Source organism: Sulfurospirillum sp. 1612, assembly GCF_036556685.1.
Lineage (GTDB): Bacteria > Campylobacterota > Campylobacteria > Campylobacterales > Sulfurospirillaceae > JAADIZ01.
In genome coordinates this window covers 424095-441151 of record NZ_CP140614.1, presented here as the reverse complement: position 1 = coordinate 441151, position 17057 = coordinate 424095, and the positions used below count along the sequence as shown (strand labels likewise).

At 38.9% G+C, this 17057-nt stretch carries 13 protein-coding genes; 5 read left to right on the top strand and 8 right to left on the bottom strand.

Features of this window, described 5'->3' with window-relative positions; genetic code table 11:
• Positions 1–58 precede the first annotated feature (58 nt).
• From thrB to SFB89_RS02200, 5 genes are all read right to left on the bottom strand, one after another.
• On the bottom strand, positions 59–952 hold the full coding sequence (thrB, locus tag SFB89_RS02220) for a homoserine kinase (protein WP_331775323.1): 894 nt from the start codon (positions 950–952) through the stop codon (positions 59–61).
• Positions 953–966: 14 nt separating this feature from the next.
• Positions 967–1398, bottom strand: a complete 432-nt coding sequence (locus SFB89_RS02215) for a hypothetical protein (protein WP_331775322.1) — start codon at positions 1396–1398, stop codon at positions 967–969.
• Between the two features lie 20 nt (positions 1399–1418).
• Positions 1419–2303 (bottom strand): UDP-3-O-acyl-N-acetylglucosamine deacetylase, encoded by an 885-nt coding sequence (lpxC, locus tag SFB89_RS02210; protein WP_331775321.1) that lies wholly within the window; start codon positions 2301–2303, stop codon positions 1419–1421.
• A 117-nt stretch (positions 2304–2420) separates the two neighbouring features.
• Positions 2421–3806: a M23 family metallopeptidase gene (locus SFB89_RS02205; protein ID WP_331775320.1), complete on the bottom strand. Its 1386-nt coding sequence runs from the start codon at positions 3804–3806 to the stop codon at positions 2421–2423.
• Positions 3793–4740, bottom strand: coding sequence for a DHH family phosphoesterase (locus tag SFB89_RS02200; protein WP_331775319.1), 948 nt, complete (start codon positions 4738–4740; stop codon positions 3793–3795). Before SFB89_RS02200 ends, SFB89_RS02205 begins: the two co-directional genes overlap by 14 nt.
• Positions 4741–4875: 135 nt before the next feature.
• Between SFB89_RS02200 and SFB89_RS02195 the strand changes: the two genes are divergently transcribed.
• From SFB89_RS02195 to SFB89_RS02175, 5 genes are all read left to right on the top strand, one after another.
• A complete protein-coding gene (locus tag SFB89_RS02195; RefSeq protein ID WP_331775318.1) occupies positions 4876–5568 on the top strand; it encodes a response regulator transcription factor in 693 nt (230 codons plus the stop codon).
• Positions 5555–7285 carry an ATP-binding protein gene (locus SFB89_RS02190; protein WP_331775317.1) on the top strand — a complete coding sequence of 577 codons (1731 nt, stop codon included), beginning with the start codon at positions 5555–5557 and terminating at the stop codon, positions 7283–7285. Before SFB89_RS02195 ends, SFB89_RS02190 begins: the two co-directional genes overlap by 14 nt.
• Positions 7286–7358: 73 nt before the next feature.
• Positions 7359–8168 carry a sulfate reduction electron transfer complex DsrMKJOP subunit DsrO gene (gene dsrO, locus SFB89_RS02185; RefSeq protein ID WP_331775316.1) on the top strand — a complete coding sequence of 270 codons (810 nt, stop codon included), beginning with the start codon at positions 7359–7361 and terminating at the stop codon, positions 8166–8168.
• A complete protein-coding gene (gene nrfD / locus SFB89_RS02180) occupies positions 8161–9345 on the top strand; it encodes an NrfD/PsrC family molybdoenzyme membrane anchor subunit (protein ID WP_331775315.1) in 1185 nt (394 codons plus the stop codon). The genes dsrO and nrfD overlap by 8 nt, the downstream gene beginning before the upstream one ends.
• Positions 9335–12361, top strand: a complete 3027-nt coding sequence (locus SFB89_RS02175) for a molybdopterin dinucleotide binding domain-containing protein (RefSeq protein ID WP_331775314.1) — start codon at positions 9335–9337, stop codon at positions 12359–12361. Before nrfD ends, SFB89_RS02175 begins: the two co-directional genes overlap by 11 nt.
• 53 nt (positions 12362–12414) lie before the next feature.
• On the opposite strand, the gene SFB89_RS02170 is transcribed toward SFB89_RS02175, so the two are convergent.
• Genes SFB89_RS02170 through SFB89_RS02160 form a run of 3 tightly spaced genes read right to left on the bottom strand, consistent with a single transcriptional unit; the run spans position 12415 to position 17057 of the window.
• The gene (locus SFB89_RS02170; RefSeq protein ID WP_331775313.1) at positions 12415–13668 is read right to left on the bottom strand and encodes an MgtC/SapB family protein; all 1254 of its coding nucleotides are present in this window, start codon (positions 13666–13668) and stop codon (positions 12415–12417) included.
• Positions 13665–14423, bottom strand: coding sequence for a polyphosphate kinase 2 (ppk2, locus tag SFB89_RS02165; RefSeq protein WP_331775312.1), 759 nt, complete (start codon positions 14421–14423; stop codon positions 13665–13667). Before ppk2 ends, SFB89_RS02170 begins: the two co-directional genes overlap by 4 nt.
• A 24-nt stretch (positions 14424–14447) precedes the next feature.
• Positions 14448–17057: a plasma-membrane proton-efflux P-type ATPase gene (locus tag SFB89_RS02160; protein ID WP_331775311.1), complete on the bottom strand. Its 2610-nt coding sequence runs from the start codon at positions 17055–17057 to the stop codon at positions 14448–14450.

The window sequence follows — 17057 nt, the reverse complement described above, 5'->3', positions numbered from 1 at the left end:
GCACCATTTATTTCGCTTATTGTATCAGAATTTATCTGTTTTTTCACTTTTACCGCTTTTAAACATTTTTTTCTATCACATAGCCAATGTTGTCAAAGTCAAAAATCTCGACTCTAAAATCTTGGAATTCTCTATTTAATCTCTCTTTAATTCCCAAAGCGTCCGTTTCGTAACACATGGAAAAAAATGATGAGCCACTACCTGAGAGCGTACTCATCAGGGCACCTTGTTCGAGTGCGCTTTTTTGTACTTGTTTTAATTCTGGCATGTTTTTCATTCGTTGGTCTTGATGGATGCAATCTTTTGATGCAATTTTCAACATTTCCCAATTTTCACTAAAAAATGCAGCACTCAATAAAGAAGCACGTGAGAGATTATAAACCACCTGCTGCATCGCAAATTTTTTCGGTAATTGACTACGAGATTGCACGGTTGACATCGGTTTGTTGGGTATCACCATCACAGCCTTTAGATGTTCAGGTAGCGTTTTTTGCAACGAATGCACGCTATTGTTATCAACCACAGAACTCACAAAACCACCATATACACACGGTGCGATATTATCAGGATGGGGTTCATAAAAAAGAGCTCGATTTAAAATTTTGTTTTTACTGACTTTGATATTAGCCATCTCATAAGCACTTGCAATGGCGCTAACAATAACAGCCGAACTGCTTCCTAATCCCCGGGCAAAAGGTATTTTATTGGTAAATTCAAATCTAAAAGTTCCTTTTTCTCCGCTCAACTCTTGATAAATGTCATTAAAAATAGATATAAAAATATTGTTTTTTTTCAATCTCGTGTTGTGTTCGCCCTCGCCTTTGATAGAAACGCTATGAAAATTAGAACTCTTAATGGTAATCTCATTATGCAAATTTATAGCGACACCTAATGCATCAAACCCTGGTCCTAGATTGGCACTGGTTGCGGGTACTTTTATCTTTAAATTCACGCCATTCTCCTCTTTTACACTGCTGGTAATACATATAATGGATCACAATTTTTTGTGAACCGATCGTGTTGTAGGAGCTGGGGTAATTCAAATTGGTCTTCAATCTCTTCGTCAAATCGACGCATCTTAATCTCTCCCTCTTCCTTCACAAAATAGACTTTTTTTAGTGCTCGTATTGGGGCATTATGGTTAAATTCAAAGCCATCTGCTGCAAAAATATCAACATTCAGACTGATACTCATCGTTTGCAAAAAAACATACGTGACTTTAATCGCCATAAAACTGCCCGGGCCATTGGCAAAATAGATGTTTTCTATCTCAAATTCATCACAAATTTCAGCCAATACAAGTGGCAATATTTCACTGGTTCTACCTGATTCTTTATAGGTTTTTATTAAGACTTTATTTTCATAGACTCCCACCAAAAATGGAGAAGAGAGTGCCACGACTAAGATATCAACTTTTTTTATGAAAAAACCTTTTCGTACTCTTTAACAAACTCTTTTGAAACGATTTTTAGTTCATAATTCTCAGGGTCTTTGAGTATCTCTTTTGTTAATTTATGGTTGAGATTGTGGCTCCCTGCAAAGGATTCATAATCTCCGATAATAGTGGCGCCAAGTAGTGCCAAATCACCGATTGCATCGAGTATTTTATGTCTGACGAATTCATCTCGATATCGTAATCCTTCAGGATTTAAGATTTTATTATCATCCAACACAACGGCATTTTCAAGTGAGCCTCCGAGTGCTAAACCTTTACTTCTAAGGTATTGGACATCTTTTAGAAATCCAAACGTTCGTGCACGGGAAATCTCTTCGATAAAGTTTTCTTTGCTGTATTCAAATCGATACGCTTGGTGTCCAATGATAGGATGATCAAAATCGATTGCAAAACTGTATGTGGGAGAGAGCGAAGGTTTAACTCTTGCAAATTTTTTCCCATCTGTGACTTCAATCTCTCTTTTAATGATAAGTAATCTTTTATTTTCTTCTAATGTTCGTTTCCCCGCTTCATCTAAGAGCATGCAAAAACTCGCACTACTCCCGTCCATCACAGGGATTTCTGAACTGTTCACGACGATTCTAAGATTGTCGATTCCATACGCATATACAGCAGAAAGTAAGTGTTCAATCGTAGATATCGAATCTTTACTATCACCAATCACCGTCGCCATTTGTGTATTGACGACATTTTCAGGAGATGCTTTAAACGTTGATCCGACATCACTACGATAAAAGACAATCCCACTATCAGATTCTAATGGTTCTAATGCGATGGTGACCGGTTCTCCTTTATGCAGACCGATACCGACACTTTCAACTCTTTTTGCTATGGTTGTTTGTTTCATATAACATCCACATACATAAGTAAATCATTCATACGTTAAACTTTCTTTTCGTTTTGTCTTATCTTAAGCAAAAATAATACCATATGACATGATACTATTTTTTGGACACATTTTTTACTAATTTTTGTCTATCATTTTTTTAGATACTGAAATTATAGCAAAGATATTCGTTTTCATCCAAGATTTATCCATCCACTCCTCAGGTCTGACTTCAATGCCTTGCACTAAAACACCAAAATGCAAGTGATCTCCTAGCGCTAAACCTGTCGATCCTGTTTTGGCGATGATTTCGTTTGGCTTGATGTGATCACCCACTTGCACCAAGAATCTAGAGCAGTGCCCATAGAGTGTGTACAGTCCCAATCCATGGGATATGATTAAATTATTGCCATAGATTCCATTAGGTTGTGCGAAGACAACCGTACCTGGATTTTTTGAGCGTATGTTGGCAAATCGTACACTGGCAAGGTCGATTCCTAAGTGATAGGCTTCGCTGATTTGTTGACCGCCATAACTATAATAACGATGATCTCCAAAACTTGCCACAGCCGCACTATTTCTCAATGGATAAAAAGGTTTTAATGTAAAATTACTAATCCTAGACGTTTCAGTTTTGTTGGTTGCATTATCGATATTTTTTTCATTGACTTCACGTAATTTCTCATTGATGGCCTTAAATTTTTCAACTTTTGAGGCATTGTTGAGTTCGGGCATAATATTAGAGATAAGATTGCTGATTTTACCATCTAAAAAATTATCTTTTAGTGTGATATGAGAGAGTTTGTATTTTTTATCTTTTAAAAATAATCGCACCCTACTTTTGCTACTATTGCCTGCATAATCGGTAGCTACAATCGTCGCACTAAAATTTTTCTCTTGCACCGGCCATGCTAATAGTGAGATATAATATCCCTCTTTATAAAAAGGTGTCGGATAAAATTTCTTGCCAAAGTTCGTGACGATATAGAGGTCTTTGATATTGTTATCTGTCGCTTTGAATACAACCAATGCGCTACCACCTCTTGTGATTTTATACGAGTTATCAATCACATAAACTTCTGGACGGGTTCGATCTACGATAATAGATACGGTTTTCTCCGCACTATTACCAGAGAAGAAGTTCCATTTGCTCGCGTCTGTCACTTGAATCTGCAAGCTAAAATTTTTCTTGGTACTAGTAAAACCAGTACGAGGAAACGTAATCTCTAAATTTTGATTTTTTTCAATTTTAGTATATACTTTTTTGAGTATTGAGACACTATTTTTACCATCACTTAATGTCACTCTGATAAATTTAATACCGCTATCATCGCTCACGCCTAATTGCAAAGGCTTTTGTAAATTCCAATCAATCTTGCTCGCGATGTGAATCTTTGGTGCATTGCGCTCAAACATTGGAGCGTTATATAAATAGCCAAGTCCTGCTATGATAACGATGAGTATCACAGCAATCACAATACCTGTGGAGCCACGTCTTTGATGGAATCTTCTATTGTTTATCATTTTCTATAATCCTTTGTAATAGTCTCGCTTTTAATGTTGCGATATCTTGATCTTTTATCTCAAATCCTGCTGAATTTTTATGTCCTCCACCACCGAAGGAACGTGATATTGCTGAGATATCAATATCTTCTTTGCTTCTCAAAGAGACTTTATAGCCTTCACTCTTCTCTTCTAATACCATCACGGCGACATTAACCGTGGCAAGGTCTCTGAGGATATTGATGATATTTTTCGCATCATACCGTCTAGCCCCTGTTTGTAATAATGTCTCTTTGTCTATCAAAATAAAAGCAATACTAGCATCATGATACAACTCAAAATGATTGAGGATATAAGCTAGCAAGCGTATTTTTGCCAAAGATTGTCTGCCTTTTAGAGCATGTGCAATTTCCGTCGGTTTGGCACCACGCTGCACCAATTTAGCGGCACTCTCAAAGGTGGAGGCCCCCAATGCACCATAGGTGAAAAACCCCGTATCTTCTGCCACCGCAGTATAAAGACACGTCGCACAATCTTTTGATATCTTGGCACTGTTTTTAATGAGGAAATCATACACAACTAATCCCGCACTAGGCTGGTCTATATTGACAATATTGATATCACCAAAATGCTGACTGGTCTTGTGATGGTCGATATTAATCAGCGTATAATCACCACGCTCTATTCGTAATCTATCAAAACTGCCACAATCGCAACTCACCACAACATCAAACCGTGCAGGCATACGATCTTTGACCTTTTTGATATGTGGCAAAAAGTCATAAATCTTAGGCAAGACTGTGGTCGCATTGTAGAGGGATACTTTTTTGTTGGCTCGCATCAAAACATCATACAAGGCCAATACGCAGCCGAGCGTATCGCCATCAGGATTTACATGTGAAACCAATACAATATGCTCTGCACGCATCAAAGTGTCCCAAGCTGTTTTATACATATAAACTCCATCATTAAAAGCTTATTATTATACTTTGTTCTTCATAAAAAGTTATTTAAAAATAACGTCCTAAGCATAAAATGTATCATGATGAATATGCTATAATAACTTTTTAAAATAATTTGAGGGAACATCATGGGCGATTGTAATGTTATAGATATTTTATCCGATAAAAAAGTCCTCTACGCAGAAGATGAAGAGGGCATCCGTAAAAATGTCACAGAAATACTTGAATTGTTTTTTCAAAATGTTGTTGCCGTCGGCGATGGACAAGAGGCTTTAGATGAGATGACACTCAGCAGTTATGATGTCTTGATATTTGACATCTGTATGCCCAATATGGACGGATTAGAAGCGATACAAAAAATCAGAAAAACCAATAACAAAATCCCCATCATCATCCTCTCAGCGCACACAGAACAAGACTACCTATGGCGTGCGGTTGAGATGAAAATCACCAAATATTTAACCAAACCCTATGACAAAGATACCCTCATCGATGCCTTAAAAGCAGCGGCATTAGAGCTGGTCGATAACAACCTCAACATCCAACTCTCACCCCTTTGTGTCTATAATCCTTGCACCAAAAGTGTGATGATAGAAAAAAAAGAGATCAAACTCTCCAAAAGCGAAAGCAGATTGTTAGAATACCTCATCAAAAGAGCCAATCAAAGTGTCTCTTTTGAAAATATTTATGATTATATTTGGGAATTTGAACAACCCAGCAAAGAGGCAATCAAATCCATCGTCAAAGAGTTGCGTAAAAAAATCGGTAAAGACTCCATCAAAAACATTTATGGCATAGGATACATGCTTGAAATACAATAATAACCTAAAATTTCTCTCTGTTAAAACCAAAACGATTATTTTGGTCTTGGCAATATACCTCATCTTATCAACCATCTTTTTCTTTATCCGTTATCTTGATATCAAAGAATTTGCACACACCAATCAAAATGCCGAATTGCAAAGAGTCAAACAAGTCTACCAAGAGACTCTTGCGCGTACCAAAAAGTTTTATATTACAAGAGGCTATGCCAATATCAACTCTTTTGGTATTATCAAAGCATTTGAAACCCGTGATTTAGAGGCGCTTCATGAGCTAAGTCTCCCAAGATGGAATATCATCAACAAAGAAAATCCCTATTTGAAATCCTTCTGTTTTTATGATCATGATGGTCGGTTGCTAACCTATTTTGGAGATGCCCCAGAGAAAACCCTGCCTTATACCAAACAGATGCAAAAACCTTATGATGGCTTTTGGTACCATAATGGTCATTTTAATTATCACACGGTTTCTGAAGCACGTGATGAGAATAATCATATCGTCGGTTATGTGGTGTTTGTGATTGAGCCAAAATACTTTTTATCAGAAATCCGAAAACTCATCAATATTTTTGCCTTTATCTCGTATGAAAAACCCCATCACCAACCTTTGGTCTTTATGCTTGAAAATGATAATATTACCGCCAATATCATCAATAAAAATCTGATAAAAGGCTCCCAAGAAATCACCACAAACCAAGGTATCTTTGTCCCCTTTACGGTTAATGGCAAGGGTATTAATCCACAAAATAACTTCAAAATTATCTTTTTGCAAGATGTGATGCATTGGAAAAAGATACTCCACAAAGCGATATTGCAGAGCTTGATTGTCATGATTATTTTAGTCTTGATTACCATCATGGTCATCAATTACGGCTTTGATATCATCTTAAAAGAGCTCGATGAATCCAATGAAAAGCTCAAAAGGAGCCAAAATGAGCTCGAAGCATTAAATAAAAATCTCCAAATCAAAATCGAAGAAGAGATTCAACTCAAACTCATCAAAGAGCGAGAAGCCAATGAAAAAGAGCGAATTTTAGCCCATCAAAGTAAACTCGCAAGCATGGGTGAGATGATTGGCAACATCGCCCATCAATGGCGACAACCGCTCACAGAACTCTCGTCTATCCTTATCAATATGGAACTCTATTTTGAGCGCGGGAAACTAAGCGTCGAAAAATTTCACACCAAAGTGACAGAAGCGCACGAACAAATCGTATTTATGTCAAAGACTATTGATGATTTTAGAAACTTTTTTGCATCCGGGAAGAAAAAAGAGACCGTACGCATCTCTACTATTATTAACAAAGTCAACAATCTCATGAGCGCCTCTTTGAAAAATAACAATATCAACTTTATACTTGATATCACGGATGATTTTGAAGTCTATTGTTATCCCAACGAACTCTCGCAAGCTTTGTTAAATATCATCAGTAATGCCAAAGATATTCTATTAGAGCGTGACATTAAAGATGCGAACATTATCCTCAAAGCATTTCAAAAGGAAGACAAACATATTGTCCTTGTAGAAGACAATGCCGGCGGCATCACGGTTGAGCCCATCGATAAAATCTTTGAGCCTTACTTTAGTACCAAACATGCCAAAAGCGGCACAGGTATCGGGCTATACATGACAAAGACCATCATCGAAAAAAACAATAACGGCAAGATTGAGATTGCAAACTCCGACACCGGCGCCATCTTTACTATAATTCTTTAGTACCATTCAAAAATCTTCTCCCTATTTTCCCCTTTTCTACTGTTATACTTCGTTCAAAATAAAAGGAGTGACAATGGATAATCAAGATAATTCAAGAAGAAGTTTCTTGAAAAAAGGATTCGCATCCACAGCTTTCGCAATGCTTGCGACAACGGGTGCTGAAGCCTTTTCTCTTCAAATTCCTGGGCGAGATAAAAAAGATCCAAAACACATCGGGCAAGTGGGCAAACATTTTGTGATGGTGTTAGATCTTAGAAAATGTATCGGATGTCAAGCATGTACTTCCGTTTGTAAAGTAGAAAACGAAGTACCGCATGATCAATACAGAACGTTTGTAACTGAAACAGAAATGGGAGAATTTCCCGATGTCAGAAAGGGATTTTTACCACAACTGTGTAATCATTGTGATGACCCCGCCTGTGTTCCGGTCTGCCCAACAGGTGCGACCTTTAAAAGAGAAGATGGCATCGTCGTGGTTGATAATGAAGTCTGTTGGGGTTGTGGATACTGCATCAGTGCATGTCCTTATGACAAACGATACTTCAACAAACGAACCAAAACAGCTGATAAATGTAACTTCTGTGCACAACGCGTCGATAAAGGGTTGATGCCAGCATGTGTGGAAACGTGTATCGGTGGCGCACGTGTTTTTGGTGATGTCAATGACAAAAACTCAGAAGTATACAAACTCATTCACAGTTTTTCAACCAGCGTCTTAAAAGAGGCTCAAGGAACCCATCCACAAACGTTTTATATCAGTTTAGATTCTAGAATTGAAGAGTTATTTTCAACCACACAAAGTCTAGATGACATCGTAAAAGCAGAGGAAGGATTCAAATCAGAATGGGAAAAAACAAGAGCGGAGGCACACAATCATGGATAATATGCAACACTTTTTAACACTAATCTCTTCTATTACAATAGAAAAACCTTGGGGTATTGATATACCAAATTATTTTTGGTTTACCGGCAGTTCCGCAGCAGCGTTTATCATCTCAAGCTTTGCACATGTTTTTGGATGGAAAAAGTACAAACCAATCGCGGGAGTTTCCTTATTGATGGCCTTTGTTTTGTTGGTCGCAGCACCACTGAATCTCATCGATGATTTAAGACAACCAGGCAGAATTTTAAACTTTTTCTTATATGGCTGGGAAGATTTCCCAACATCACCGATGAAATGGGGTGTTTTGTTGCTCATGGCCTATCCAATCCTCATCTTTTTTGAAGCGCAAGCACTGTATCGTACCTATTTTGTCAAAAAAGCGCAAAACAGTAGAGGCTTAGCCAGAGTGTTTAATATGCTCTTTACTTTTGGTAACACTGATTTAAGTGAAGCTGCCATGGAAAAAGATCATAAAAAAGGCTACATTTTAGGCGCTATTGGTATTCCACTCGCTTTAGCCGTACATGGATATACCGGATACATCTTAGGTGCTGTTCATGCCAATGTCATGTGGCACACTCCTTTGATGCCGCTTATCTTTTTGGCCTCAGCGATGGTCTCAGGAACCGGACTTTTGGTCATCTTAATCCCACTTTTTCAAAGATTTTTATCCGAACGCAAAAAAGTCGACAGAGACATGGTCGCTACGTTAGCGAAACTACTCTCTTGGTTTATTGTGGCCGATTTAGTCATGAGATTTTTATGGTTGACCTTTTCACTCACCTTTGCAGATGGCGAAAAATATGCGCTCTATCAATACTTTAGCTTGCATTTTGAAGATACACTTTGGATTGATTATGTATTGTGTCTTTTTGTGCCACTCATCATCGGCTTTACAAAACTCAGAAATATCCCATCGGTCGTCTATTTTGGCGGTATCGTCACCGCAATTGGCGTATGGCTATTTAGATGGAATACGGTAATCGGCGGTCAAGAAATCCCTCGCACCACTCCGGGATTTTCACATTACACCCCACCAATGTATGGACAAGACAGTGTGATGGCGGTACTCTCAAATTGGGGTATCTTATTTGCACTTATTTGTGCCGTGTTGTTAATATTTCCATGGGATGAAGAGATGCAAGATTGTTATGAAGGAGTAGAAAATGCAAAATAGTAGAAGAAAATTTTTATTGGGATCTGGTGCGATAGTTGCTGCTGCTTCAGTTGCAGGATACAAAGAGACATTGGGGGCGGTTGCCACACTTTCTGACAAAGGAGAGCGGGCAAAAGATAGTATCTATTTTAATTCACCACAACCAGAATACAGTCTTTTAAACAAACAATTTAAAACTAATGAAGATTTTAAAATCGTTCCGACCACGTGCATCGGATGTACGACACAATGTGGGGTGAGAATCAAAGTCGATAAAAAAACTGATAAAGTAGTGAGAGTACTGGGAAATCCTTACAATTTGCTCTCCACCAATCCATGGCTTCCTTATAACACGAGTATTAAAGATAGCTACAAAACACTCTCCCAAACTGGGAATTTTGAAACCTATCGCTCCAATGTTTGCGCACGAGGTAACTCTGTCTTTGATAAAATCTATGCAGAAAACCGCGTTTTAAAACCTCTTAAAAGAGTGGGTAAAAGAGGTGAAAACAAATGGAAAGAGATAGATATTGATGAGTTGATTTCTGAAATCGTCAATGGTGGTGATCTGTTTGGTGAAGGCATGGTCAAAGGACTCAAAGATGTCCGAGACCTCAACACACCCATCAACCCAAAAGAGCCATCATTTGGACCAAAATCTAATGGACTTTGCTGTATTGGAACCACTCATGAGGGAAGAACCATGCCGATGGTCCACCGCTTCATGATGTCCTTTGGAAGTGTCAATTATTCTGGTCATACTTCTATTTGTGGTCTTTCAATGAGAGCAGGAGAAGCTGCGTTTTTGGGAGATTTCAAAAAATATCCACACCTAAAACCAGATTTTGAAAATACAAAATACCTCCTGAGTATCGGGACACCTCCAGGACAAGCGGGAAATCCTTTTAAACGACAAGGAAAACTCCTCTCTAGTGCCCGAACTGATGGCGATATCGAATACACCATCGTCTCCCCAATGCAAGGGAACAGTGATACCATAGCAGTGGGTGGCAAAAGTAACTGGATTCCGATTATTCCAGGGACTGATTTGGCTTTTACTATGGGATTGTTACAAATCATCATCAACAATAAACTCTATAATGAAAAATACCTCTCAATGCCATCAGCTAAAGCGATGAAAGCCTTGCATGAGCCTTCATGGACCAATGCCAGCCATCTTGTTATTCAAGACAAAGAGGGCTTTGGAAAGATACTCAAAGATAAAAATGTTCCGCTGGTTATTGATAGCAAAGACCATACCGTAAAATCATCTCATGATGTATTACAAGCCGTGCTTGATTATCAAGGAAGCATCACCTATCAAGGCAAAACTTACCAAGTCAAAACAGCCTTTAATGACCTCAAAACCAACGCCAATGATATGAGCTTGGATGCCTACTCCAAAGAGTGCGGCGTGAGTGTTGAAAAGATGCAAGAAGTCGCGAAAAAATTCACCTCTTTTGGCAGACAAGCCAGTGTCGATTGTCATGGTGGTACCATGCATACGACCGGATTTTATACCAGTTATTCTGTCATGATGTTAGGAGCCATGATTGGAAATCTCAACTACAAAGGCGGTATGAGCAGTGGCGGTGGTGCCTACAAAGACTTCGTCGGGTCTCAATACAATCTTTATGCTTACAAAGGCAAAGTCAAACTCAGAGGTGCCAGAATGGATCGTGCGAGACGACCTTATGAAAGCACTAATGAATACAAAGAAAAAGTCGCCAAAGGTGAAAACCCTTATCCAGCCAAAGACAATTGGTTCCCATTTACCAATGCGCTAGAGAGTGAGTTTATCACCAGCAGTTTCAAGGGCTATCCTTATAAAATGGATGCGCTTATCACCTTTAATTCAAACTTTATGTATGGCACTCCTGGTGGAGAAAATCATATCAAAGAGTTGATTAAAGATCCAAAAAAAGCGGTACCTTTGTTTGTCGCAATCGATCCATTTATCAACGAATCTTCTGTATATGCTGATTATATTATCCCAGATTCTGTATTGTATGAAACTTGGGGTGTTGTGCATGCGTGGGCTGCGTATCAGACCAAAATCAACACACTCAGATTCCCAGCAGTCAAACCAAGACAAGCAACCTTTAAAAACGGTGAACCTATCGAGATGCTAAGCTTCATCATCGCCCTTGGTAAAAAAATGAATTTGCCTGGCTTTGGCGAAAATGCTATTCAAGGCACAGATGGGAAACTCTATCCATTTGATAAGGCTGAGGATTTTTATTTAAGAGCATTTGAAAATATCGCGATGGATGGTACGCCAGTTCCTGATGCCACCGATGAAGAGATCAAACTCGCAGGTATAGAACAATACATCCCTTCATTGAAAAAAATCTGTAAAGAAAACTGGAGAAAAACCGCTTATGTTATGGCACGTGGAGGACGATACGAAGATTTTGAAAAAAGTTATGATGGAGATTTCACGTCTCATAGATATCAAAAACCAATACAAATCTATAATGAAAAACTCGGTACCAGCAAAAATGCACTCAATGGAGTACAACACAGTGGGTCACCGAAATTTTTCAAACAACGATTTGCAACCGGTGAGACTTATGATAAATTGTTTCCAAAAGATCAATTTCCTTTGGTGGCATTTTCATACAAATCTAATGTACTCTCCACTCCCAATACATCCAGCACGAATTTGAAACAGATTCGATATACCACCTATGTCGATATCAATCCAAAAACAGCGCAAAAATTAGGATTACGACACGGTGATTATGTCAAAGTCGCCTCTCATGATGGTCAAACAGAGGGCTTCCTCAGACTCAGACATGGCGTTCATCCTGATACCATTGGTGTCGAACAAGGTGACGGTAGAAGAGCAGAAGGCGCTATCAACATCGAAATCAACGGCAAAGTAACCAAAGGTTTGGCCTCAAGAAGAACGGGGGTTTATTATAATAAACTCGGACTAAAAGATACCAGCCGAAACTTTGCAATTGCGGCGGATTTTGCTTGTGGCTCTTCAGCCAGACAAGCCATCCCTGTAAATATCACAAAGATTGGCTAACACACACATCACTCCTTGCAGTCATATTATCTCACCGGTAATATGACTGCGTTTTATAACAACAAACCATAACCTATCGTAACCCCACCTAAGATACATAACCATATAAATGCATGCCCTGTCTTTTTGAATCCACCAAACCACAACGCATAGATGGATTTTAAAATATTATTACTGCCTGATGCGATAATAATAGCAGCGACAATCTCATGTTGCGTGATAACATACTTGCCATTGAGTAAGGAGAGTACAAAAGGATCAATATCAGTAAATCCCACAATAAACGAGAGCAGTTTTAAACCATTTATTCCATAGTAATGAATCACAAAATGCGTCACTAGCATCATGATCAAAAATAATCCCGCGAAAATAAATGCCGTACTAAGCTCAAGAGGGTTTTTATCTTTTATATCCAACACTGTATTGACGGTTCTATTTTGCGCTTTATAATAAAAAAATGCTACTATTAAAGAGACACATGCTAACAATAAAAAGATACCAGCAACCTCTTTTGCTATCCCTTTATTAAAGATAAAAGCAACGACAATCAAGCGCAAATACATCATCGAAGTCGCAGCGATTATAGATGCAGTCATCAACGGATTGACGCCTGCTTCTTTGGTTTTTTTCGCTAATACGACCGTAGTCGCAGTCGAAGAGTAAAGACCGCCTATTAATCCGGTTAAAAACACTCCTTTAGATGGAAAGACAAACTTTTGTATCAGATATCCTCCATAAGAAATCGCTGAAATGACGACCACACTCAGCCAGATTTTAAAAGGCGAAAGCGGGATGTATGGAATCACCACTTTATCTGGAAGCAGCGGTAATATCACCGCAGAGAGCAAGACCATCTTACCCAAGGTTTCAAATTCATACGCATCCACCTCAGAGGTAAAATTTGCAATACTTTGTTTGGCATTGAGCACAAATACAATCAATACAAAAACAAGCGCACTCATCCATAGGGGATACATCAAGTTCAAGGGTCCAAAAGTATAAACCAAAAGCATCACCATATACAAAAGAATACTATGGTTTCCCTCCAACAAAGCCTTATAATAAAACAGTGCATAAAGGAGTGTCATACCGACCATACCCGCGATGTAAACACTGAGATGATGTGCATCCATTTTATAAAAAATAAATCCCAAAGCCCCGACAAACGTCAATGTTCTCGCGGTCCCTATAAAAGAGTCTCTCCTGTTGCTATGAAATTTGATATGATACGCTTTAATCTCCAATCCGATTAAAAAACTCAACACAATCGTCACTGCAAAATGCGTGAGGTCAGAGTCAAAACTCATTGGAACATAAATCCTTTTTCATCACACTTTGGATCAAATCTATAAATAATATCAGGGTCATAAGCCAATAATTTTTCATCTTTTCCTTCATAATCTACTTGAGATAAAAAGTGTTTGATGGTATGAATTCTCGCTTCTTTTTTATCATCCGTATGGACAACATACCAAGGAGCAAAAACAAATGAGCTCACCTCAAGCATCTCATCTCTAGCTTTAGAGTAAGCATCCCAATAGTGCTGTGCTTTGGCATCAATAGGACTGAGTTTCCATTGTTTGAGAGGATTATTTTTCCGTGCTTCCAAGCGTTTTTTTTGTTCTTCTTTTGAAATATCCAAATAATATTTTAAAAAAATCATTCCCGAATGCGTGAGCATGTGCTCAAAACCACCCACCTCTTCTAAAAAACAGCTTTGTTCTTCATGCGTTGAAAATCCCATGACTTTTTCGACACCCGCACGATTGTACCAACTACGATTAAAAAATACAATCTCTTGATTACTAGGGAGATGAGGAACAAAACGCTGAAAATACCATGATGCCACATCTTTTTGTGATGGCACTCCCAAAGCTACAATACGCGCTTCTCTCGGGCTTAGATGTTCTACAAATCTTTTAATCATTCCATCTTTCCCCGCACAATCACGCCCCTCAAACAGGATACAAACTTTAAGGTCTTTTTTAATCACAGCTTTTTGAAATTTCACAAGTTCTACTTGTAAATCATAAAGCACTTGTTTGTAGTACTTTTTTTTCATCATGACTCCTTTCATATGTCACCATTATAAAACATTTTCTTTATATCTTCTTTTATAGTACTTTATCATTGCCATCTTAACCCCATCATTAAAGACAAACCAACACAAAGAATAACCCCACACAAACAGCGCCCATTTCCAACCAATCGGTGTCATGATACCCAAGCCATAAACGCCAATCACGCTCCCTAAGAGGGCGGTGGAGAATGATGCTAGCAATAAATACCATGAGGGATAGGGTTTTTTCATAAACCAATCTGAAATCCGCGTATTGAAAATCGTCAAGTGTCCAGCCACCGTGAGCAAGACAAAAAAGACACTTTGCACAAATCCTAAATACGATTTTGCATCCCCCACCCAGGTGGGGACATCAGGTAGGAACATCACACTTTGAGGATGGGCTTTGAGAAAAACCATCATGATATAAAAAATGGTAAACGAGCTAAAGACGCCTGCAATCCCAAACCATGAAGAGAGTACGAAGATATTTTTCATATCCCACTTGAGTGGTTTTTCACCTACTTTTGTATTATCATACGCAATGGCCATAATAGGAATATCATTTAAAAGTGCCAATATGATAATCATCATCGCTGTGATAGGATAAAAATCAAAAATTACAATAGCCAAAGTCATAAATAACAAAATCCGCAGTGTCTCAGCGATACGGTATACCACATAACTTTGCATGCGCTCAAAAATCACGCGAGCTTGAGAGATGGCATCGACGATGACGGTGAGACCTGGTGCCATCAAGACAATATCCGCAGCCGCCCTCGCCGCATCCGTAGCACCACTAACAGCAATGCCACAATCAGCCTTTTTAAGGGCAGGCGCATCATTGACTCCATCTCCGGTCATCCCGACGATATGGTCTGCTTTTTGGAGCTCTTCTACGATGAAGTATTTGTCTTCAGGAAAAACTTGAGCAAAACCATTGGCGTCTTCAATCAATTGAATGATTTCAGACTCATGCTTGGTCACATTACCTTTTGGAATGACCCGTTTATCGAGTGATTTTTTGACCTCTTGCACAATCTCTTTAACAGATTGTTCTCTCACCTCTTTTGATATATCAGGGCTTAGTTTTTTCAAAATAGCAGAAGAGAGAATCTGAGAGAGATACAGATACTCTTTTGAATCCTCTCCTTTGAGGCTTTCAATATTTTCAATAGACTCTCCCACATCTAAGATATTTGCAATATACTTGGCAACAGCGATATTATCACCGGTAATAATCTTCACCGCAACATGCTTATCCTTGGCCTTATGAATCGCCTCTTTGGAATCAACACGAGGAGGGTCAAATAAGGAAATAAGTCCTACAAAATGATAATGCGGCTCTGCTTCTTTTTTATAGGCAACACCTAATGTCCGAAATCCTTTGCTGGCAAAGAGGTCAATCTGGTGATAAATTTCTTTTGTTGCAGTATCATCCAAATCACACATCTGGATAATCACTTGAGGTGCGCCTTTGGTATAAACCATCGACCCAAATATGGCTTCTGTACGCTTACTCACAGGATCAAAGGGAGTATAATGATCCATTTTGTGGCTAGAAAATTGTTGTTTTAATGCAGTGTTTTTGTCAATAAAATCAAAAATTGGTGCTTCGATGGGATCATGATTTTCTCGCTTACTAGCCAGGGCAGCATAAAGCATCACATCCTCTTCTTGATACCCTTCATAAAGGTACGAAGGCGCGAGATGCATCGTATTTTGGGTGAGTGTCCCTGTTTTATCGGAACACAATACATCCATACCCGCCAACTCTTCAATCGCAGCCAAGCGTGTCACAATCGCCTCTTTGGCAGCTAAAACGCGCGAGCCTAATGCCATGGTGACAGTGAGTACCGCCGGCATCGCCACGGGAATTGCAGAGATGGTTAAAATCAATGCAAATACCAATACATCTAAAATCGGCTCATGACGTTGAATGCCATAAAAGATAATAATCGAAATCAGAGCAATCGTGATAAGAATCAAAAAATCGCCCACTTTCATGACCATTTTTTGAAAATGACTGTGTTCTTCGTGTTCTGCTTTGGCTACGAGATTGACCGTTTTACCAAAATAGGTATTTGACGCTGTATTGCTCACGCGCGCAATCATCTCACCTTGCTTGATGAGTGCATTAGCATAGAGGGTTTCTCCTACTTTTTTATGCACAGGGAGGGACTCCCCAGTGAGAGCAGATTGATCCACTTGTAAAAAATCTCCTCCGCCTAAAAGCTCGCAATCTGCGGGGACAATATCGCCAATTTTAATTTTGATGATATCCCCTGGCACAATCGCTTTGGCATCAATATTTTGCCAAACGCCATCTCGCAAAACGAGGGCCATTTTGGCTAATTTTTTTTTGAGCACAGCAATAGCGCTCAGTGCTTTTGATTCTTGATAAAAATCGACCATTGCATTGACTAAGAGCATCAATAAAATAACATAGAAATCTTCCCACCGTTTTGCAATGCCTGAGAGGATGAGTGCTATTTCAATCATCCAGGGAATCGGGCCCCAAAAACGTCTAAAAAGCCGGTGTTGCCAGCTCTCTTCTTGCTCTTTGATGACATTTTCACCGTATTGTTTGAGACGTTGTGTTGCTTCTGATGTTGAGAGTCCCTCTGTATTAAACAT